The following is a 20,774-nucleotide window of genomic DNA, read 5'->3' on the forward strand; positions in this document are numbered from 1 at the left end:
GTTAGAACTTCGCATTGAGCTTAACGGCGAGATAACGGCCCGGTTCGTAGATCGCGGTCTGTTCGCGATAGGCCTTGTCAAAGATGTTGTAGAAGCCCGCATCGAGGCCATACTGCTTCTGGTCGCCAAACGAAATGCCGCCCGTCAGGTTGAAAGTCGTGGCTCCGCCGAGGCGATAGCTCGAATCAGATCGAGCAGTAGCAGAAGGATCCTGATACTCCGTTTTTGAAATGGTTCGAGCATATGCGTCGGCATGCAGACCCAAGCCATTTGCTTCGCCGTTCCAACGGAAACCGTAGCGAGCGATAACAGCAGGAGTGGCTGTCTTATAGGTTTCCACATTACCGTAATCAAACTGACGGCGCATGAGAGTCAAATTCACATACGGCTCGAGACCGATGGATTTAATTTCATAAGAACCAGTCAATTCAAGGCCGTACGTCGTGGCTTCGCCGACATTTTCATAACGAGACAGAGATGAACTGATTGGCAAAGCTTGGATGTAGTTCTTGGCTTTCGAGTAGAACATCGCGGCATCAAGCATGATGCTGTTTGACATCCAACGTGCACCGACTTCAAAGTTATTGGACGTCTCAGGCTTCAAATCAGGATTACCCAATGTTGTGCTGGTGCTACCCATACTGGTTGCAATGTAACGTTCCTGCAAAAGCGGAGCACGGAACCCCTGAGCCCAATTAGCACGTAAGGCTAAATCGTTGACTGGATGCCAAACTAAACCCGCATTGAAAACAACACGGTCATCATGCTGTTTGCCAGCCTTACCAAGTTCCTGATCCGGGTTGAATGGTCGTTGTGGTGTGGTATTGCTTGGGTTATAGACCTTATAGCCATGAATGTCATCCATGTCGGTCTTAACGTAGGTGTAGCGAGCACCATAAGAAAGTGTGACCGTATCTACTAAATTTGTTTCAGCCGATGCAAAAAGTGCATGAGTGGTCATAGCACCCTTAAAGAAACCCTGCTTTTCCGTATCGATATGCATGCTCGGCATAGTAGGCATAGCTGGAGTATCACCAACAGTATGTACATGACTTTGAGCATCTAAATCGTCATTATTGAACTCATACCCTGCAACGATGAAAGTAGAGTCAGAAACAGACCAATTCGTTTGCAAGGAAAAACCATATTGGTCAAGTGAATTATCTGCATAGTTATCAACAACAACGGGGCTATTTATCACTTCAACATGGTTGTTCATTGTCTTATCGTTCTTCTGATAAAAAACATCAAAACGAACTTTTTTCAATGATTCCGTTAGATCATGCAACTCACCAAACACACCCAATTTTGTGCGCTTCCATTCCGGCACATCTACATAGAACGGCTCATATCCCGGCTCTGCACTGCCTGACATGAAATCCAGGTCAAAGTGATCCAACGTAGCGCCAACGGTCGCCTTTTCATTGATGTCATACGACACAAAGAGATTTGCCCCTGTCGAATTGAACTTCGTGTGGTTCATATCACCGACAGGCGTTTTCAGATTGTCGCCGTCTTCGTGGGCAACGCCGATGCGATACTTCCAGCCCTCAACGCCGCCGTACACTGACGCGTTGACGGACTTGCCGGAGTTGGAGGTGTTCATACCGGCACCGACCTCACCCTGCACCGGTTTCGTGCCGCCTTTCTTCGTGATGATGTTGATCGCACCGCCAATAGCATCGGAACCGTAAAGCACGGACGCCGGCCCTTTAATGACTTCAATGCGTTCAACCATGGCCGGGTCGATCAGAATGGGCGATCCGGACATGGACTTCTGCTCGGAAATCTTCTGACCGTCAATCATGACGAGCGAACGAAAAGCGTCTTCACCGCGGATCTTCGCGCGCTTAATACCCTGCCCGCCGTCGTTATTGATGCGGACCCCGGTCATGGACTCGATCAGCGCACCAATCGACTGAGCGCCGCTCTTCGCAATATCGTCTGCTGTGATCACGGAAACGCTCATCGGCGTTTCCATCAAGTCCTGCTCAAAACGGCCAGCGGTAACCGTTGTGGTTTCAAGCGTCTGATATTCATCGGCAATCGCCGCGCCGGAAAAAGTAAGTGCAGCAACAACAGCGGCAGAAAGAAGGTTGTGGGTATAAGTTTTCATGGATAAGTCCACTAAGTTCTTCTTGGTCCTAGAAAGAAACTGGAGGGATTCGCTGTGGGAAATAGTGCTTTTTATTGTTTTGGATAAAACTTCAGCGAACGCCAAGTTCGCGAAGTCCGTCCTCGCCGAGGACTCGTTCGATCACATCTTTGGGCGCCTGAGCGACCATCTGAGTAATCATTTCTTTGGGCATTTTTTTGGCCATTTCAATGATCATGTCGCGAGGCATGCCTTCGAGCATCTTTAAGATGCCCGGCGGCATCTGCCCATGCGCGTGGCGGCCCGCACTCGCCATCTTCATCATCGAATCGGGAGCACCCATGTCCATCTTTTGCTCGCTCTCGGGTTCGGGCAGCTGATGTGACAAAAAGTCCATCAGGAGCTGAGCGAGGGTGACGTGCCAATACTGACCGGCAACCGTCTGGTAATACCAATCGCCGCGTTTGACGAGAAGGCCGGCCTCACACCACTGTGAAAGCACAACCTTGGCAAGGTCTTCAAGCGGAAGTCCGCCAAACTGTCGGCCGATGGCCTTGAGATTGATGGCGCCCGACTCCATTTCAGAGGAAATCGTGCGCAGCAGGTGCCAGTTGTGTGTCGGCGCCATCGCAAAGGCGACGGGTTTTCTGCCTTCGCCGAGCAACCGGTAGTAGTCAGCGAGCTTACGTTCCATCATGTAGGAATAGCCCGCCAGACGTCCGCCCGCTCCGCAGCCAAAGGCCAGGCAGTCGCAGGCGCTCTTGCCCCAGGCGTTGTAGATATTGCGTTCGCGAATCGTTCGGCCCCAATGGTTGTTGGAGAGCCGGCGCCAGTTCTGGCTTGTGAAATATTCAACGCTCTTAGCGAAGAAATCCGCCTTTTCGTCAGAGGTCGCCGCACGCGGAAGCTTCCCGTTGGCGATGTAGCGGGCGAGCGGGGACTTCTCAAAAACGTTGAGCTGATAGCAGTCCACCCCGTCGAGATGCAGTGAAGCGGCGGTCTTCAGGTCGTCTTCCCAGACCTCCATCGTCTGCCCGGGGAAGCCGTAGATCATGTCGCAGACCACGGACGCATTGTTGTAGGAACAGAGCTTGTCGAGACGGCGGATGATCGTGTCGCGATCATCAACGCGCATCACCGACTGCCGAATTTGCGTGTTGAAGGTCTGCACGCCCAGTGAAAAGCGGTTAACGCCGGACTCGATAGCCGCATCCATCTTGGCGTCACTGAAATTGTGAATTCGCCCTTCGAGCGTAATTTCGCAGTCGTTTGCGAGCGGCAGATATTTCTTCACCGCTCCCATGACCAGACGGATATCGTCGGGTGAAAAAGCCGTCGGCGTGCCGCCGCCGAAATAAAGCGCATTGATGGGCGCAGCATTCTGTGCCGCACGGTCGCTCCAAAGCTCAAGCTCCTTCACGAGCTGCTTGGCATATTCCGTCGTTGCCTCTTCTTTCCAGGGGTTCTGATAGAACATGCAGTAAAGGCACCGCGTCTCGCAAAACGGCACATGAATATAGGCGAGGGACCGTCCTGAGCGAGGCGTGTCGTAATGGCTGTCAATGGCTTTTTCAGCCTCTTCTCCAATCAGCGGCCGACCGCCGGGCCCCGAATGCACCGCCGCTTTGGCAATAAAGGCCTTGTGCAGCGGATCAGACGCATCAGCAAAATAGGCTTCAACGCCTTTAGTTTGGAGCGCTTCATTCATCGCGCGAGCACCCGACTCAAAGGTTGGGGCAGCGGGCTTAGGTGCGGGGCTTTCAGACAAAATGCGGCCTCTTATGGAGAACTGTCCGTATGTATAACACGAACAATAATGAGAAGGATTCGCATTATATAGGAATATTCCTTAAATACTATCCTTTAGCAAGTTTTCATCGTCATACGTCATGACGATCATTTTATATTGATATTCCTAGTTTTTTAGAACAAAAAATATCTCTTTAGGGATAACGAAGCCTCCCATCCTGAAAGCCCTAAGATGGTGCTTGTCATGGCGACTCTTCAGCCGAACGACTTGAGCCTGACAGCTGCGAAGCGCACCTATTCAAGCCAAAAAGAGACCCAGACCGTTCAAGCAGAATCAAACGATCCGGGTCCGGCTCTGAAGGAATAATGAATCAAGAGAGCGCCGCAGCCCGTTCTGCGCTCTCCCACACATCGGCAGGAATGATTTGAGCTGCGGCTTCGAAGCGGCGTCCGCCCAGCAGTCGGTGCGGCAGCTCAAGCAGTTCTGCGGCATCAATTCTGAGCGCCATACGAGCCGCAAGCGCCTGATGCCAGTAAAGTCCTGCATCGGTAAGACGAATCCAAGTACCAAGAGCACCTGTACGGCGAAGGAGCCCGGCAGCAGTCCAGTCATCAAAGAGCGGCTCGAGCGATTCTGTGATGCGCAGACCGCTCGCGTGTTCAATGCGTTCGAGAGAAAACCGCCCGAGGAGCGCGCCCTGAGCCAAGAGCGCAGCTGCGCGCCAGCCTGATTTAGGCTCCGAGACGGATGATACGGGGCGCCGCCCCATCCAAACTGCCGAGAGCCATTTACCCAATTCGGGCTCAATCAAAAGCTCACGGCCAAAGAGTCTGCCGTGTGCGCCGCATCCGAAGGCAAATTTGTCCGCATCACCGGCAGCGAGCACATCAAAGGTTGTGCGATCGCGCTCTGAGCGGCTCCAAGTCAGCGCTGTCCGCCGCTCCCAGCCGTTGTCGGCGAGCACCTCGAAAGCACGTTCATGCATGCGAGCCATTAGAGCCGGATCCGCCGCTCGAAACGTTTTGGCCGCCTCGCCCAACATGTCTGGCTCTCCGGCAGCGCGAATCATGAGGCCGTCAAGCGGCAGCTGGCATGCCCGCTCAAGATCTGCGGTCCATACTTCAAGCGACTGCCCTGGCAGACCGAAATTCAGTTCGACGGCAACCGCACTTTCGTTATATTCAGTCAGACGCTTGAGGAGCTTTTCGGCAGCCCCACCGGCATCAAGCCGGCCAGCGGCCTGGCGCACTTCCGTCGAGAAACTTCTTACCGGAAGGACGAACCGCGTGACGCCGCCCGCAAGCGCAGCCTCAATCTTTTCTTCGGAGAATCCGTGCACACGTGCCTGAAGCTCGATGCTGCAGTCGTTGGAAAGCGGCAGATATTGACGGGCTTTGGCCAGCACATGGAGGATGTCGACAGGTTCCAAAGCGCTCGGCGTTCCGCCGCCAAAGCGCAGCGCCTGAATCGGCGCTCCCGCCTGGGCATGCGTATCCGCCCACGCAGCCATTTCACGAACCAGTGCGTCGGCCCAGCGACGGCTTTCGAGCTCCTTATAAGCATGCTGCCAGCAGCCGCATCCGTCGCATTTGGACTCGCAAAACGGCGCATGAACCTCAGCGACGGCCGCCCCTGTGCGCGTGCGGTCTAAAAGATCTTCGACGATTTCACGACAGGCTTCGCCGGAGAATTCTTCAGCCGCCGCCGGGAGCGCAGGCGCAGTGTCAAGCGCGAATGCAGACGCTCTCGGATCCGCCGATGGCACCGCACGCCAATCGAAGGCGCCCGCAGCATGCGTACGGCCAACCGGCTGCGCCAACGGATGCACTGTGCCTTCGCTCATGACGGTCTCCTCAAAACATTTAAATGTTAATGAGAATTATTCTCTATTCGTCGCTAATGCGCAAACAATTCCGTTCGATCTGAAGAAAACACACCCAAAATACCTGTTGCTGCGCAATGCGCCTGCGGAAATCTCCCAAGCGCCAGAAACACAAAACCGGCCCATTCGTGAGAACGGCCGGCCTTGCTCTGCCTTGATGTCGTCAGCCCTGCTTAGACCTTATCCGACGGTGCCTTGGGTTGCTCTTTTGTTGGTTCCTTGGCTGCGTCCGGCGTTTCGGGGGAGATTTCGTTTTTACTCTGCTGCGGGGCACGATCGCTCGGCCAAAGCTTTGTGGTATCGAAGTGAGCGTCGGGCGACGGCTCAACCTTCTTTCCCGTTGCCGAAGCGAGTGCCTCGCTCAAACGGGCAATTTCACACTGCTGGGCTTCAACAACACGCACAAGCTCAAGAATAGAGGTGGCATACGGGTCGCGCATGCCGGGTTCGAGACCGTATGCATGGAAAGCGGCCGCTGCCGCGTGAACCCCGCGCTCGCGCTCCGGCTGGCTGCAAGGCTCTGGGGCTTTCGCCGGCGTCTTTTTAGAAACCGCGATACGTCCCGGGACACCTACCACCGTTGCGCCGGCCGGAACCGGCTTCACAACGACGGCATTGGAACCGATCTGGGCGCCGGCTCCCACCGTGAACGAGCCGAGCACCTTGGCGCCGGCACCGACCACCACGCCGTTTTCCAGCGTCGGATGACGCTTGGCGCCGGCCGTCAGATTCGTTCCGCCCAAGGTCACGCCCTGATAAATCGTGCAGTCGTCGCCCACTTCCGCGGTTTCCCCGATCACGACGCCCATCGCATGGTCAAAGAAAACCCGGCGGCCAATCTTGGCTTTAGGATGGATTTCAATCCCGGTGAGAAAGCGGCCCACCTGAGAGACCCAGCGGGCAAATGCCGTCCAGCCCTGAATCGCGCACCAATGCGCAAAACGATGAATCATCACCGCATGAAATCCCGGATAAGCAAAAATGATTTCCGCTGCGCCGTGAGCGGCCGGATCCTTTTCTCGAATGGTGGCGATGAGTTCGCGAGCTTCTTTAAACATGGGGATTTGAAACCAAGTGAATAGCTTAAGAGTCCTGATGGGACAGCGGATATCGAAGACTTACTGTTCTTCGGGCGGCATCGGCGAATTTTTGGGGTCGTTCTGCGTCTGCTCGCGCATCGCCGCCTTGCCTCGCGTCTTGGTGCCGATGCGGTCCCGCTTCGGACAAATCACCGCTGCGCAGACGCCGCGCAGCAGATCGAGTTCGTTTTTAGTGAGCCCGGCGCGGCCGAACAGCCGGCGAGAGACTTCCATAAAGTGACGCGGTTTCTTGGGATCATGCGCTCCGCAGGCAGCCATCGCCCGCTCCCAATGATCAAAAAAGCCCTCTACCGCCTCGAGCGGCGCAGGTTCTTCATGCGCAAAGCGTCCCTGCCAATCGTAAAGCGCACCGGCATCTCCGCGGGCGTCGAGGAGCGCGAGCTGCATCTCATAAGCAGCAATCTGCACGGCTTGAGAGAGATTGAGACTTGGACTGGCCGGATCAGCCGGAATTGCTGAGCAGCCCTGACAAAGGCAGACTTCCTCGTTGGTGAGACCGCTTCTTTCCGTGCCGAAAACGAAAGCAATGCTGCCTTCGAGCGCCGAGAGACGAGAAGCCGTTTCGGACGCCGCCTGACGCATCGGTGTGAGCGGCGCGCCGAACTCACGGTCGTAGCCCGTCATCGCCCAAGCGTACGTAACGCCTTCGAGTGCTTGAGCTAAAGTCGCATAGGACTTTGAAGCTTCGAGCACATCCGCCGAACTCGTTGCATAAGCCAGCGCTTCTTCATGCGTACGATAGTCAGCCTCACGAGGCGCTACAACGCGCAGATCACGAAATCCCATCGTCTTGATGGCTCTGGCAGCTGAGCCGATATTGCCCGGATGAGCAGGTTCGCAGAGGATGAAACACACGCGGCGGGCGAGTTCGGGAACGGACTGCATTGAAAGACGAAAAAGCGAATGAGTAGAAACACTAAAGACTGCCATTCTACTCGGCGCATCGCCCTCAGCGTCAGCCGCACATCAAGAAGATTGCCGACTGCGTATCAGGCCTTGGCCAGAAGTACTGTCGCGAGCGCCATCATGCCTTCTTCTCGGCCGACCGCATCCATCTTTTCGTTTGTCTTAGCTTTAATGCTGACTTGAGCTGGTGCAACGCCGAGGAGCTTGGCCACATTGGCACGAATCTGCTCCTTCAGGGCGCCGAGCTTTGGCCGCTCGCAGATCACCGTCGCGTCGAGATTCACCACCTGCCATCCGGCAGCCTGAGCGAGGTCCATGACAGCCGCGAGCAGTTTCCCGCTGTCGGCACCTTTCCATTTCGGATCTGAAGGCGGGAAGTGCGTGCCGATGTCGCCCAGCGAAGCAGCCCCGAGCACCGCGTCGGTCACAGCATGAAGCAGCACATCGGCGTCGGAATGACCGTCAAGGCCCTTTTCAAACGGAATAGTGACGCCGCCCAAAATGAGCGGGCGGCCAGCAACGAGACGGTGAGAGTCGTAGCCCTGACCCACACGAATTTCAGGAATCGGCATAGGGCCTCCTTGCCCTTCAAGCAAACATTCTGCAAGCCGTTCGTCTCCCGGCTCCGTCACTTTGATGTTCGTCGCGCGGCAGGAAACCACTTTAACCGTCTTCCCCGCGCGTTCCATTGCACTCGCTTCGTCCGTGATGCCGTCGAGTCCGGCATTGAGCGCCCCGATAAGCTCTCCCGCTCTGAAGAGCTGCGGCGTCGCGGCTCGCCAGAGACCAGAGCGCGGCACCGTTTCGATGATGCGCCGACGGGCATCAGCACGCTTCACCGTATCGGCCATCGGCACGGCAAGAATGCCGCCCGCAGCAGAACTGTCGGCCGTCACCTCATCAATCAAATGACTTACTTCACTCGGTCGAACACAGGGACGCGCCGCATCATGAACAAGCACCCAGCTTTCGGGCGGCAGACAGGCTGCGCGCAGTCCGCCCAAAACGGAATCGGCGCGCTCTGCGCCGCCCGCACGAAGAATCTTCACGCGGTCACCCCATTTTGCAAATGATTCGGCAGCGTGGTCGATGTAGGCATCCTCAGGACTCACCACCACAAAAACGCGTTCAACCCGAGACGCTGCCAGAAGCGCTTCCACGGTTCGCACCAGCATGGGAACGCCGGCTATCGGCATGTACTGCTTGGGGCAGTCCGCCCCCATGCGGCGTCCGACACCTGCAGCAGGGATGAGGGCGAAGATTCGAGCGGAATCGACTAATAGTGCATCGGTCATGGAAGCATTCTCGCAGTCAATGAGATGCTTCGAATTTTACCGAGCAGAATCTCTAACCCAAACCTCGCGCGGCAATGACGGGTTAAGTCGAGGTTTGCCGGCCAAAAGCGTTTTAGCCGCAACAGGCTTTTTTGGATTACCCCCTTTAGGGCATACCTTCTCAAATGCCTCTGTTTTGAATACCAAGAAGCTAAATATTTATTTAAATATCAAAGCAATAAAGGCTCACTTCACACTATCGAACCCCATCATCCGTCTGCATGAAGTTTGCACAAGCCAAGGGTTAACACCTAATTTTCGTGTTATTTCTCTGCTTTTTCTTCGCGCAGAATGCGGTTCCACATGTTGCGGAATATTGCATTCCGATTGATTTTCTTCATTTAATAAAGTTCTTCAGGAGACGTTCGTGAATCACACGTCCTTCAAGATCGCTGCGGCGGCCCTTGCCGTAGCCTCTGCCCTCAGCTCGACGGCCTATGCCGGCGGTTTCCAGCTCACCGAACAGTCCGCGCTCGCCCTCGGCCGCGCATATGCCGGCGTCGGCGTTGATGGTACGGACGTTTCCGGCATGTACTACAACGCTGCGACGATGACGCTGCATCCGGGCACGCAGGTTCAGTTCGGCGGTGTTGGCGTCGGCATGAATCTGGAGTATGTCGATCATCAGTATTCCGGTGAAAAAAAAATAACGGCCGCGATAAGGAAGAGTTTGTTCCGCACGGCTTTATTTCGCACCAGATCAATGATTCAACCTGGGTTGGTCTTGCCATCACGGTGCCTTACGGTCTTGCAACGGATTACGGCGAAGATTGGAACCGCAAAGATCACGGCTACAAAGCTGAAATGACTGTGATCAATTTCAATCCGAACGTTGCTTGGAAGGCTACGGATACGCTCAGTATCGGTGCGGGCCTTGCGCTGCAGTACGTTGATGCGAAGTTTGGTGTTGGTTATAAAAATCAACAGATGAATATGAGCAGCACCTATGAAGCTACCGACTTCACTTGGGGCTTCAATGTCGGCCTGATGTGGCAGCCGGTAGACAGTCTTCGCTTTGGTCTCTCTTATCGTTCTGAAACGAAACATTCCACCAATGGTGATGTAACTATCAACGGTTCTACTGGTGGAGCGCTGGACGGCACTTATGACGCCTCGGTTACCGTGTCTGGTCCGGCTTGGGCTATGGCCACGGCTGCGTGGGATGTCAATGATTATTTGAGCCTTTACGCGACTTTCCGCTGGGCTGACTGGTCGAGTTTCGACAGCCTGCAGACAAACAGCTCTGCACTCAGCACTAAAGTTAACGCTGCGATAGAACATGTCGGAGGTCTCGATTCTGATCAGGGCAAACTCCTCTACGGCATGTATTCCAAAATGACGAACATCGAAAACGGTTGGAAAGATACCTACCTCATGTCCGTCGGCTATGACCTCCGCGTGAACAGCTTCTGGACGCTGCGCGGCGGTATCGCTTATGAAACGTCTCCGATCGACGATAAGACCAAGCGTACGGCCATCATTCCTGACGCGGATCGCTGGTGGTTTGCCATTGGCTCATCCTTCCATTGGACCAAGGACTTCCAGACGGATATTGGTTTCGCTCATCTGCATGGCGTTCACGAACGCTCACTCTACGACAGCCAAACCAAAGAAGAAATTGGCCGCTATCGTCACCTCGACGCCTACCTCCTTGGCGTTCAGATGCAGTACCGCTTCTAATCAGCTCAGGCTGATTTGAGGTCAAGCCCGCCCTGGTTTATTGCCGGGACGGGCTTTTTGCTATGCGCTTTATGCCGCCGGCATTCCTTCATCGTCCTACACTCGACTCCAGATTCGGACGATCGTCAGAAAGTGACGACTGTCTGCCCTAAGCACTCTGCTTGGAGACAACGATGGCCAGTTATGACGTCTTTGAGCCGCTCTTCACCAATCAATTCATTGGCGGCGAGTGGACGGCTTCCTCCTCTCCCAACCGCATTGCGGTTGAGAATCCCGCGACACTAGAGAAATTCGCAGAAATTCCTGACGGCACGGTCGAAGACATTGATCGTGCAGTTGATGCTGCTTACGAATCACTGCCAGCCTGGCGGGCAACACCGCTCGAAAAGCGCCGGGCACTGATGCAGCGGTTTCTCGAACACTTCAAAGCCATGCGTCAGGCGATCATTGATCTGGAAGCTGCCGAACTGGGCGCTCCGATTGCTTTTGGCGCCAATGCGCATTGCGACTATCAGTTCGTCCGCATTCAGTCCTATATCGACGAAGTCGAAAAAGTCGTCTTTGAAGAGCCTTTTGAGCATTCAACCGTCATTCGCGAGCCCGTCGGCGTGGTCGGCTGCATCACGCCTTGGAACTATCCGATTGGGCAGATCGTCCAGAAAGTCATCCCGGCGCTCCTCACCGGCAATACTGTCGTGCTGAAGCCCAGCCAATCGACGCCGCTGACGGCCTGTCTCATGATGGAGGCCTTCCGCCTCGCCGACTTTCCGAAGGGTGTTGTGAACCTCGTATCGGGACGAGGCAGCCGCGCGGGTGCTGAGCTTGCCCTCAACCCCAAAGTGGCGATGATCTCCTTCACGGGTTCAACCGCAGTCGGCGTATCTCTTTCGCAGCAGGCTCTGAAAACCGTCAAGCGCATCAGCCTTGAACTGGGCGGCAAATCGCCTTGTGTGTGGCTGCCTGACCTGCCCGACTACCGTGCCGCCGTCAAGCCGCTCTTTAATTCAATCTTTTTGAATTCCGGCCAAACCTGTACGGCGCTTTCTCGGCTCATTGTGCCGAAAGCTCGGCTCGCTGAAGTTGAAAAACTGCTGCAGGATCATGTGAAGGACTATCCGGTCGGTGATCCGTTTGATCCCAAGGTACTCATTGGACCAATGGCCTCTCGTCAGCAGTTTGAGACCGTGAAGTCCTATATCGAGCTGGGGGTGAAAGAAGGCGCACGTCTGCTTGCCGGAAGCATCCCGGAAGAACCTGGCGCTCATGAAAAAGGCTGGTTCATCCAGCCCACGATCTTCACGGACGTCAAAAATGACATGCGGATAGCCCGTGAGGAAATTTTTGGTCCCGTTCTCTGTGTGATTGCTTATGACACGGTCGACGAAGCGGTAGCCATTGCCAACGATACGCCGTACGGGCTCAACGCCATGGTTGTGGGTCCCAAGGCGGAAGCTGAAGCTGTTGCCCGCCGAATTAACGCCGGCAATGTTTATATCAATGATGCGCCGCGCGATGTAACCGCTCCTTTCGGCGGCTATGGTGCATCAGGCATCGGCCGCGAAGGCGGACGCTACGGGCTGATGGAATTCACGCAGCTTAAAGCTGTCTTTGACCATTCAACTTATTGAGAAAAACTGCACAGCATTTCGGCAAAAACGGCGCGGCATCGCAATGGATGAACCGCGCTGTTCGTTTTAGAAAGAAACTTAATGACCGACTCACTTTGACCGTTTCTCGAAAGCACTTGTCTGTTCCGAGGATTCCTAGTGCTTAGGGCCTAATTCAAAATAATCATGTGGTTGATGAGTGCATCCCGAATGGATCCCCTCAACCGCAGGACCCTATCCATAAAAAAAGGAACAAGGAGACTTTCAAATGCAAAGACGAGAACTCGTCCGTACCGGTCTCTTCGGCGTCGCCGCTGCAACTGCAGGTGCCGCTCACGCCGCACAGGACGCAGCACCGGCCAAAAAACGTCTCTCAGAGAACTGGGATGTCGTTGTTGTAGGAGCCGGCTTCGCCGGCATGTGCGCCGCGCTTGAAGCAGCCGAACGAGGCGCAAAAACGGTCCTTCTGGAAAAGATGAACCGCCCGGACGGCGCCACCGTTTATTCATCGGGCTGGATTGCTGCCGTTGGGAGCCGCTTCCAGAAAAACCACCCGGAAGACTCTCCGAAAGCCTTCTTTGAAGACATGATGCGGCTCTCGCATCAGCGCTCTGATCCGGAACTCATCAAGGTCTACGCTGAAGAGTCCGGCGCAGGCATCGATTGGCTTGCCGATCACGGCACCCCCTTTTACCTTTGGGAAGGTCTTCCTGCACCGGAACTCTCACGCTGTCTGATCAGCCCGGGAGAAGGCATTACGGGCGGCAGCAAACTGATCCGGTGCCTGATGGCGGCACTTGAAAAGAAGGGTGTTGCCATTCACTACAACACCAAAGCTGTCTCACTCGTCAAGGACGAGTGCTTCAATGTCGAAGGTGTGTCCTGCATTACCCCCGAAGGCCGAAAAGACTATCTGGCCCGCGGCGGCGTCATCCTCACCACGGGCGGATACGGCGCAAACGAAGCGATGGTCGATAAGTACATCGGTCCCTGGGCATCGCGCCTCATCGTACGCGGTTCGCCCTGGATTACGGGCGAGAACATTCTGATGGCCGAAGAGGTTCAGGCGCTGCTCGTCAATATGGATCAGTTCTATGCGGGCCCCATCACGCCGACGGGTCACTGCAATCCGTCTCCGCTCATGCATGCTGGCTACGGCATCCAAGTGAACACGAAAGGCAAACGATTTGTTCCCGAAACCTGGCTGCAGGTTCCGAAAGCAAAAGCCATTGCCGAGCGCACCGAGGACAACCGCAGCTTCATGCTGATTGGTGCGGACGCTGACAAGAACGCACAGATTCTCACGAACACGATCAAACGCTTCGCACGACTCGGTTTTGAAGTAATTAAAGCCGACACGATTGAGGAAGCTGCCAAAAAGGCTGGCGTGCCGGAAAAGAATCTCGTTGAGACTGTGCGTGAATTCAATGCTGCAGTGAAAGCGGGCAAAGCAAAGGAACTGGATCCGCCCTACGACTACGACGAACCGCATGCACTTGAAACGGGGCCTTTCTACATGATTCCGGCAGCTGGCGGCATGGCCAGCACATTTGGCGGACCAAAGATCAACAAAGACGCACAGGTTGTGAATTTTGAGCGTCGTCCGATCCCAGGTCTTTATGCTGCTGGCGCAGCTGCTGGCGGCGTCTGGGTCTATGACGATATCGGCGGCAACCAATTGGGCGGCGGCATGGTTTTCGGCCGCGTTGCTGCCCGTCATGCAGCCGGCCGCGCCGCTTCCCGCAAGAACGCCTGATCCTTTGAGGTATACGTCATGCAGTTCAATCGTTTTACTGCCGCCGTCCTCACCGCCGGCGCACTTGTCCTTCTTTCCATCAACACGGCGAGCGCTGCCGATGGACAGTTTCTCGCTGACCGTCACGTTGCGCGCGGCGTCGCATGTGCATCCTGTCACGGCAAGGAAACACCCAAAGCGGGTGCAAAAGTTTCAACCGCGCAGTGCAATACCTGTCATCAGTCGCTCGATGCCGTTGCTAAACAAACTTCTAAACTCGATCCCAATCCGCACTACAACCATCTGGTCGGCCTTGATTGTGCCGAATGCCACCGCGGTCACCAGCAAAGCGTAAACATGTGCGCTCAGTGCCACAATATTGAGTACAAAGTTCCATAACCGTCCATTCCTGACAGCAAACGTCTTCTAATGACACATAGAGCGGTTTGCCGTCAGAAGGCGTCCAACGTTCTTCATCTTGCCGACGGAGGAGCTTAGAACTCCGTCGGTTTTCTCATATAAAAACAAGCACCTTTAGGCAGAGAGATATGAACGCTTTCATTGAAGCTACGAAGTGGCCGATGGGGTTTGAACCCGACGACACGACGTCACTTCTTCAGTGCACGATCGTCAATGAACGAACCTCCGTCGAAGCATCTGTAGGCCAGCATGTACATCAAACCGGCCAGTTCGTGGTTGCGCTTTCCGGCCTGGTCGGTCTTGCCTTAGGCAGAAACCGCGTTGCCTTTCCGCCCTCTTCCGCAGCCTGGGTGCCGCCCGGGTGCAGACATGAAGGGTTCCTTGGGGAAGGCGCCGTCTCGCTCTATTGCCTCATCAATCCGGAATGGGCTGCGATGCTTCCGGCCGAGCCCTACCGTCTGCTGCTCTCACCGATGGTGATAGAGATGCTCAAGCATTTTTCGACGCTGCCGAGGCGCTACCCGATGCACAGTCACGAAGCACGCCTCGCCGGCGTCCTTTTTGAGGAACTCGCTGCCGCGCCGAAACTCCCCATCAGTTTTGTGCTGTTTCCCGACCATCCCGTACTCAAGCGCATTGCGGAATCCATTATTCAAGCTCCTCAGCTCGACAGGCCTGTCGCTTCATGGGCTCAGGAAACCGCCATGAGCGAACGTACACTCGCAAGACTTGTCCTCAAAGAAACAGGACTTTCCTTTGGCGCATGGCGGCTGAGGATCGCTATGCTCACCGCTACTCAAAAACTTCTGGCCGGGGAACGCGCTGAAGAAGTTGCCGCATATCTCGGCTACGCCGCACCGTCGGCTTTTTCAAGTGCGTTTCGACGTGTTTTCGGCACTTCACCGAGTACTTTCAGGAATGCGGAACTGTCTTTGAGGAAAAATTCACCGCCCAAAAACCCAATAACGCTTGTTTGATGAGGTCGCTCTGCACTCCTTCGGACTTCGCGGCTCCAGTTTGCTTAAACGATTGAACGCTCGTTTAAATCCGCACATCTCCCCATAACAAACGGCGCGGAAATTGCAATTTATCCGCGCCGTTTGTACTGCTGAAATGCTTAAGAGCACTCACGTTCTTGGATCACAGGCATGCGGAATCTTCCACGAAAGGAAGAGCCCCGCTGCCGCACCGCCGATCGCCGGCGAAATCCATCCCAAATCAATGTTGGACCAGGGGAGATCTGCGCAGAGATTCGACAAAAAGGGCACATTGAGACCGAAAGCTTCCAGCCCGGCAGTCACGGAAACAACACCCGTAAAGAGCATCGAAAGCGGATAAACCCAGCGGTGCAGGTGAAGATTTTTCCAGGCCAAGTTAATGAGACCCAACGCGATCAGCACGATGGCGAGCGGATAGATAGCCACCAGCACAGGGATCGAAAACTTCAGAATGAGCGTGAGACCGGCATTGCTGATCACCATGCTGACGACGGCAAATACCACGGCCCAGCCGCGGTACCCGAGCTTGGGAAAGAGTCCGGAGAAATAGTCCGAGCAGCAGGCAATCAAACCCACGCAGGTATTGAAGCATGCAATAAAGAAGACGAGCCCAAGGAGCACCTGTCCCGCCGTGCCGAAAAGTTTGTCAGCGACAGCCGTGAGCGTTTGAGCACCGTTTTCCATCCCGGTGAATGCGCCGCCCGCTTCTGCGCCGATCTGCGTGAGCGCACCGTAGACCACAAAGAAAACGGCTGCGGCAATGCAGCCGGCAAAAACCGTTTCCTTCACGACGGCGCCTTCGCTCTTAATACCCATCGCACGAATGTTCATCGCAATGATGAGACCGAAATTCAGAGCCGCGAGCGTATCCATCGTCTGATAGCCGTCAATGAAGCCGTGCGCAAGCGCTGCGCCCGCATAAGCAGCAGCGGGCACACCGGCTTCGCCAATGGGATTGACAAAGGCGCCGAGCCAGAGCACGCAGATGAGCGTAATGAGCGTGGGACAGAGAAATTTGCCCAGACGGCTCGTCAGTTTTTCAGGGTTCAGGGCTACCAAAAAAGCCGCCAAGAAGAAAAGCACTGAATAGGCAAGCTGAGAAAAGCCCAGCGCCGTCCAGCCTAAGAGCGGGGCTTCGAGCAGACCGTTCTCGGCGAGAAGCGGCCGCACCACCATCTCGAACGACGTGCTCGCCGTACGCGGAATCGCCAGGCAAGGGCCGATCGAGAGATAGATGAGGAACATGAAGATGAAGGCAAAGACCGGATGCACTCGGGCGCCGAGGTTCTTTAAGCCCCCGGATTCCGCTACGGCCATCACACCAAGAATCGGGAAGCCGACAGCGGTAATGAGAAAGCCGATGAAGGCCGAGAGCGACTCTGTTCCGGCCTGCACGCCGAGCCAGGGCGGAAAAATAAGGTTGCCTGCGCCAAAAAACATCGCAAAAAGCGTGAGGCCCACCAAACTTCGCCGCCTGAGCGTTAATGCCTGCATTTCTGAAATTCCTCCTCCTCAGGAAAAGGCTCTAAGGCTAGCACACGCCATTCCTCGCAACGCTCTCGTTTCTAGGGATTCTCTGTTCAACATTCCATTGACCACCGCCTTGTGCATAATGGAGATCTCTCTTTTTCCCGCTTCAGCAGTCTTTCCGGGCGCTTTGCCGCACCCCGTATTCATCATGACTTCCCTCGGCCCGATCTTTGCCGACGACCTTGCCCGCGTAAAGCCGGGTGATCGGCTTCGCCTTACGATTTCCGCTCAAACCAGCGATGCTGCCGCCTTGGCTCAGGCTGCGCTGGAAGCACGTGCTCGAGGCGAACGGGTACTGGTGGTCTGCGCCGACCCGGCCGACGTGCCGCGTCTCGCGCAGGAGATGCCGTGGTTTGAGCCGAAGCTGGATGTTCGGCCGCTGCCGGATTGGGAAACGCTCCCCTACGACGTCCTTTCGCCGCAGGAAGAATTAGTCTCTGAGCGCCTTGAAGCCCTTTATCGGCTGACCGCGCCGACGGGGGGCGCTGACGTGCTGCTCACCTCTGCCGTGACCGCTTCTCAGCGGCTTTCACCCGTTTCTTATATCGGCGCCAATACGTTTTTCTTTCATCAGGGCGAACAAATCTCCTTGACGACACTGCAAAAGCGCCTTGCCGCCGCGGGCTACGCCAATGTGAAGCAAGTGCTCGCCGCCGGTGAATTTGCCGTTCGCGGCAGCATCGTTGACGTCTTCCCCATGGGGTCTGAACGTCCCTTCCGGCTGGATTTCTTTGATGACGAAATCGAATCCATCCGTTGGTTCGATGTGGATACGCAGCGCTCAATGGAGTCTGCCGAGGAAATCCGGCTCCTTCCCGGCCATGAATTCCCGGTTGACCCGGAGGCGCTCCTCGCCTTCCGTCAGCGCTGGCGCAGAGAGTTTGCGGGCGACCCGAAAAAGAGCATTGTTTACTGCGACATTGAAAAGGAAATTCTCCCGCCGGGGATCGAATACTATCTCCCGCTCTTTTTTGACGAAACGGCTGCGCTCACGGACTATCTTCCTCCTAATGCACGGGTCTTTCTCTTGGGCGACATTGAAGCTGCGCTGCAGGCATTCGGGCGCGACATGGCCTCGCGCTACAAAGTGCTCGCGGCCGATCCGCAGCGTCCGGCGCTTGCGCCCGAGCGCATTTGGCTTAAACCCGAAGAATTCTTCAAGTCGCTCGCGAACTTTGCGCGCTTCACGGTCGAGAAAAAAGAGAACGCAGAGGATCTCAAACGCTTGAGCGGCATTGAAGTTGACCGCAAGAGCCAGAATCCGGTCGGGAAGCTCTTGGAGCGTACGCGCGAATCGGCAATGAAGGGAGTGCGCACATTGATCGCTGCCCCCTCCGCCGGCCGTATGGAGACCATGTCTCAGCTCCTGCGCACGGGCGGCCTGAGCGTAGAAGAATTCCCCGATTGGCAGACCTTCCTCGATGCCGATTCAGCGCTCGGCATCGCCGCCGCGCCGCTCTTTTCCGGCGCCGTTTTCCATCATCCGGAAATCGTTATTCTCTCGGAAGCAGAGCTTTATGCCGCCAGTCCCCGCCGCCATCGTCTGCGCCGCGTGAAGCACGCGACAACGCTCGAGATGATGGTGCGCGACGTCGCCGAACTCAAGCCCGGCGACGCCGTTGTCCATGCCGACCACGGCATCGGGCGCTATCAAGGCCTCGTGCATATGGAGACGCCGGACGGCGACGCGGAATTTTTAGAGATCACCTATAAGAACGACGCCAAGCTTTTCGTGCCCATTACCAATCTGCAGCTCATCTCGCGCTATGCCGGCGCTGATCCGGAGCATGCGCCGCTCCATCAATTGGGACGCGGCGATTGGGAAAAGGCCAAGCGCAAGGCCGCGCAGGAAGTTCGCGATACGGCAGCCGAACTCTTAAATCTGTATGCCATTCGCCGCACGCGCGAAGGCATCCGCTTCAAGATCGATCCGGCAGACTATCAAGCCTTTCGCGAAGGCTTCGCTTTTGATGAAACCCCCGATCAGTCCACGGCCATCAATGCGGTGGTCGACGACATGACTTCCGGGAAGTCGATGGACCGGCTGGTCTGCGGCGATGTGGGTTTTGGCAAAACAGAAGTGGCGCTTCGCGCCGCCTTCATCGCCGCCATGTCAGGGCGTCAGGTGGCGGTTCTCTGTCCGACCACCCTTTTGGCCGAGCAGCACGCCGCCACGTTCCGCGACCGCTTCCGCGCCTGGCCGGTGACGGTTGCTGAACTCTCACGCTTTCGCACCGGAAAAGAATCAGCCAAAGTACTCGCGGGCTTGGCTGACGGCACGGTCGACATCGTGATCGGCACGCATAAACTTCTTTCCGACAAAGCGCAGTTCAAAAATCTGGGGCTCGTCGTCATTGATGAAGAGCACCGCTTCGGCGTGCGCCAAAAGGAAGTGCTCCGCAAAATCCGCGCTGAAGTCGATGTGCTCACGCTTACGGCGACGCCGATTCCCCGCACGCTGTCGATGAGTCTTGAAGGCATCCGCGACTTCTCCGTCATTGCCACCGCTCCCGAACGCCGCCTTGCTGTGAAGACCTTTGTGACGAGCGAACAGGACGGAACGATCCGTGAAGCAGTGCTTCGCGAATTAAAGCGCGGCGGACAGGTCTACTACCTGCATAACGAAGTGAACACCATCGAAAACGCCCGCGCTCGGCTCGAAACGCTTGTGCCCGAAGCCCGCATTGCCGTTGCCCACGGGCAAATGCGCGAACGCGAGCTTGAGCACGTGATGCGCGACTTCTACCAGCAGCGCTTTAACGTGCTCTTATGCTCCACGATTATTGAAACCGGCATTGATGTGCCGTCGGCCAATACGATCATCATTGAGCGTGCCGACAAATTCGGTCTCGCGCAGCTCCATCAGCTGCGCGGCCGTGTCGGCCGATCGCACCATCAGGCGTATGCCTATCTGCTCACGCCGCCCGACGGGGCCTTTACGAAGGATGCCCAGAAGCGTCTCGATGCCATTCAGGCCCTTGAAGATTTGGGTTCAGGTTTTTACCTCGCCATGCACGACTTGGAAATCCGCGGCGCCGGCGAGGTGCTCGGCGAACATCAAAGCGGCGAAATCGCCGAGGTGGGCTACGACCTCTATAACCGCATGCTCATGCAGGCCGTGAAGGCCTTAAAGCGCGGTGAAACGCCGCAGGCGGGCGATCCGCTGCAGCTCTCGACGGATATCAATCTTCACGCCCCGGCGCTACTCCCCTCGGCCTATGTGCCGGACGTTTCGCAGCGCCTGGCCTTTTACAAAGCCTTTGCTTCGGCAGAAGACCGCGCGGCCCTTGAAAAATCCACCGAAGCGCTCGTCGACTGCTACGGGAAACTTCCTGACGCCGCCCGACGCCTCATTGAAGTGCATAAACTGCGCCTCAAGTGTGAAGCGATCGGCATCCGCCGTATTGATGCCGCTCCCGCGGCGATCATTATTGCCTTTACGCCAAAGCCCAACCTCGATCCGCTCGCCCTCGTGAAGCTCCTGCAGTCGCGGCGCGACGCGCAGATGCTTGGGCCCGAGCGCCTCAAACTTAATGTCGCCAACCCCGACCCCGAGAAACGCCTGCAGACGGTCTATGACGTGCTCGCCAAACTGGCCCTGCCGTCGGAACCGCTTCCGCCCGCCCCATCTGCCACGACCGCTCCCGGCACCTCGTCGATGAGTCTCAGGAAGCCCAAAGGCGGCAAATCTGCGCCTGCCGCGTCTCGTTCCGCTAAGCCCCCTCGCCGCTGACCCC

14 protein-coding genes are annotated in these 20,774 nt (G+C 56.1%); 7 read left to right on the forward strand and 7 right to left on the reverse strand.

Features of this window, described 5'->3' with window-relative positions:
• Position 1: 1 nt before the first annotated feature.
• The 6 genes from DES29_RS09190 to DES29_RS09215 form a co-directional block, all read right to left on the reverse strand.
• Positions 2 to 2,221 (reverse strand): TonB-dependent receptor plug domain-containing protein, encoded by a 2,220-nt coding sequence (locus DES29_RS09190; RefSeq protein ID WP_236578899.1) that lies wholly within the window; start codon positions 2,219 to 2,221, stop codon positions 2 to 4.
• Entirely contained in the window at positions 2,208 to 3,863 is a 1,656-nt protein-coding gene (gene hutW / locus DES29_RS09195) for a heme anaerobic degradation radical SAM methyltransferase ChuW/HutW (protein WP_016474783.1), read from the reverse strand. The genes DES29_RS09190 and hutW overlap by 14 nt, the downstream gene beginning before the upstream one ends.
• A gap of 352 nt (positions 3,864 to 4,215) precedes the next feature.
• On the reverse strand, positions 4,216 to 5,688 hold the full coding sequence (locus DES29_RS09200; protein WP_021994709.1) for a radical SAM protein: 1,473 nt from the start codon (positions 5,686 to 5,688) through the stop codon (positions 4,216 to 4,218).
• 212 nt (positions 5,689 to 5,900) lie between these two features.
• Positions 5,901 to 6,785 carry a serine O-acetyltransferase gene (gene cysE / locus DES29_RS09205; protein ID WP_021994708.1) on the reverse strand — a complete coding sequence of 295 codons (885 nt, stop codon included), beginning with the start codon at positions 6,783 to 6,785 and terminating at the stop codon, positions 5,901 to 5,903.
• 60 nt (positions 6,786 to 6,845) lie between these two features.
• Complete coding sequence (locus DES29_RS09210; protein WP_236578898.1) at positions 6,846 to 7,757, reverse strand: RNA methyltransferase; 912 nt, start codon at positions 7,755 to 7,757, stop codon at positions 6,846 to 6,848.
• A 59-nt stretch (positions 7,758 to 7,816) separates the two neighbouring features.
• Positions 7,817 to 9,028 (reverse strand): bifunctional 2-C-methyl-D-erythritol 4-phosphate cytidylyltransferase/2-C-methyl-D-erythritol 2,4-cyclodiphosphate synthase, encoded by a 1,212-nt coding sequence (locus DES29_RS09215; RefSeq protein WP_021994706.1) that lies wholly within the window; start codon positions 9,026 to 9,028, stop codon positions 7,817 to 7,819.
• A gap of 406 nt (positions 9,029 to 9,434) precedes the next feature.
• Between DES29_RS09215 and DES29_RS12715 the strand changes: the two genes are divergently transcribed.
• The 6 genes from DES29_RS12715 (at position 9,435) to DES29_RS09240 (ending at position 15,486) form a co-directional block, all read left to right on the forward strand.
• Entirely contained in the window at positions 9,435 to 9,875 is a 441-nt protein-coding gene (locus DES29_RS12715; RefSeq protein WP_330872811.1) for an outer membrane protein transport protein, read from the forward strand.
• The gene (locus DES29_RS09220) at positions 9,767 to 10,747 is read left to right on the forward strand and encodes an OmpP1/FadL family transporter (RefSeq protein WP_330872812.1); all 981 of its coding nucleotides are present in this window, start codon (positions 9,767 to 9,769) and stop codon (positions 10,745 to 10,747) included. The genes DES29_RS12715 and DES29_RS09220 overlap by 109 nt, the downstream gene beginning before the upstream one ends.
• Before the next feature lie 173 nt (positions 10,748 to 10,920).
• On the forward strand, positions 10,921 to 12,375 hold the full coding sequence (locus DES29_RS09225; RefSeq protein WP_021994704.1) for an aldehyde dehydrogenase family protein: 1,455 nt from the start codon (positions 10,921 to 10,923) through the stop codon (positions 12,373 to 12,375).
• 247 nt (positions 12,376 to 12,622) lie between these two features.
• Positions 12,623 to 14,110 carry an FAD-dependent oxidoreductase gene (locus DES29_RS09230; RefSeq protein WP_021994703.1) on the forward strand — a complete coding sequence of 496 codons (1,488 nt, stop codon included), beginning with the start codon at positions 12,623 to 12,625 and terminating at the stop codon, positions 14,108 to 14,110.
• 18 nt (positions 14,111 to 14,128) lie between these two features.
• The gene (locus DES29_RS09235; RefSeq protein ID WP_005429635.1) at positions 14,129 to 14,488 is read left to right on the forward strand and encodes a cytochrome c3 family protein; all 360 of its coding nucleotides are present in this window, start codon (positions 14,129 to 14,131) and stop codon (positions 14,486 to 14,488) included.
• Between the two features lie 149 nt (positions 14,489 to 14,637).
• Positions 14,638 to 15,486: an AraC family transcriptional regulator gene (locus DES29_RS09240; protein WP_021994702.1), complete on the forward strand. Its 849-nt coding sequence runs from the start codon at positions 14,638 to 14,640 to the stop codon at positions 15,484 to 15,486.
• A 150-nt stretch (positions 15,487 to 15,636) separates the two neighbouring features.
• Here the strand turns inward: DES29_RS09240 and brnQ are convergent, their stop codons facing one another.
• Positions 15,637 to 17,001 carry a branched-chain amino acid transport system II carrier protein gene (brnQ, locus tag DES29_RS09245; protein WP_021994701.1) on the reverse strand — a complete coding sequence of 455 codons (1,365 nt, stop codon included), beginning with the start codon at positions 16,999 to 17,001 and terminating at the stop codon, positions 15,637 to 15,639.
• Between the two features lie 184 nt (positions 17,002 to 17,185).
• Here brnQ and mfd point away from each other — a divergent pair, with 184 nt between their 5' ends.
• Positions 17,186 to 20,770, forward strand: a complete 3,585-nt coding sequence (mfd, locus tag DES29_RS09250) for a transcription-repair coupling factor (protein WP_113854790.1) — start codon at positions 17,186 to 17,188, stop codon at positions 20,768 to 20,770.
• The last annotated feature ends 4 nt before the right edge of the window (positions 20,771 to 20,774 follow it).

This window comes from Sutterella wadsworthensis (genome assembly GCF_003315195.1).
GTDB lineage: Bacteria > Pseudomonadota > Gammaproteobacteria > Burkholderiales > Burkholderiaceae_F > Sutterella > Sutterella wadsworthensis.

Excerpts from the sequence above, each read along its gene's own strand:
- brnQ (WP_021994701.1), bottom strand. The coding sequence starts at position 17,001 with ATGCAGGCATTAACGCTCAGGCGGCGAAGTTTGGTGGGCCTCACGCTT.
- cysE (WP_021994708.1), bottom strand. The coding sequence starts at position 6,785 with ATGTTTAAAGAAGCTCGCGAACTCATCGCCACCATTCGAGAAAAGGAT.
- DES29_RS09230 (WP_021994703.1), top strand. The coding sequence starts at position 12,623 with ATGCAAAGACGAGAACTCGTCCGTACCGGTCTCTTCGGCGTCGCCGCT.
- DES29_RS09210 (WP_236578898.1), bottom strand. The coding sequence starts at position 7,757 with ATGGCAGTCTTTAGTGTTTCTACTCATTCGCTTTTTCGTCTTTCAATG.
- mfd (WP_113854790.1), top strand. The coding sequence starts at position 17,186 with ATGACTTCCCTCGGCCCGATCTTTGCCGACGACCTTGCCCGCGTAAAG.
- DES29_RS09235 (WP_005429635.1), top strand. The coding sequence starts at position 14,129 with ATGCAGTTCAATCGTTTTACTGCCGCCGTCCTCACCGCCGGCGCACTT.
- DES29_RS09215 (WP_021994706.1), bottom strand. The coding sequence starts at position 9,028 with ATGACCGATGCACTATTAGTCGATTCCGCTCGAATCTTCGCCCTCATC.
- DES29_RS09200 (WP_021994709.1), bottom strand. The coding sequence starts at position 5,688 with ATGAGCGAAGGCACAGTGCATCCGTTGGCGCAGCCGGTTGGCCGTACG.
- DES29_RS09240 (WP_021994702.1), top strand. The coding sequence starts at position 14,638 with ATGAACGCTTTCATTGAAGCTACGAAGTGGCCGATGGGGTTTGAACCC.
- DES29_RS09225 (WP_021994704.1), top strand. The coding sequence starts at position 10,921 with ATGGCCAGTTATGACGTCTTTGAGCCGCTCTTCACCAATCAATTCATT.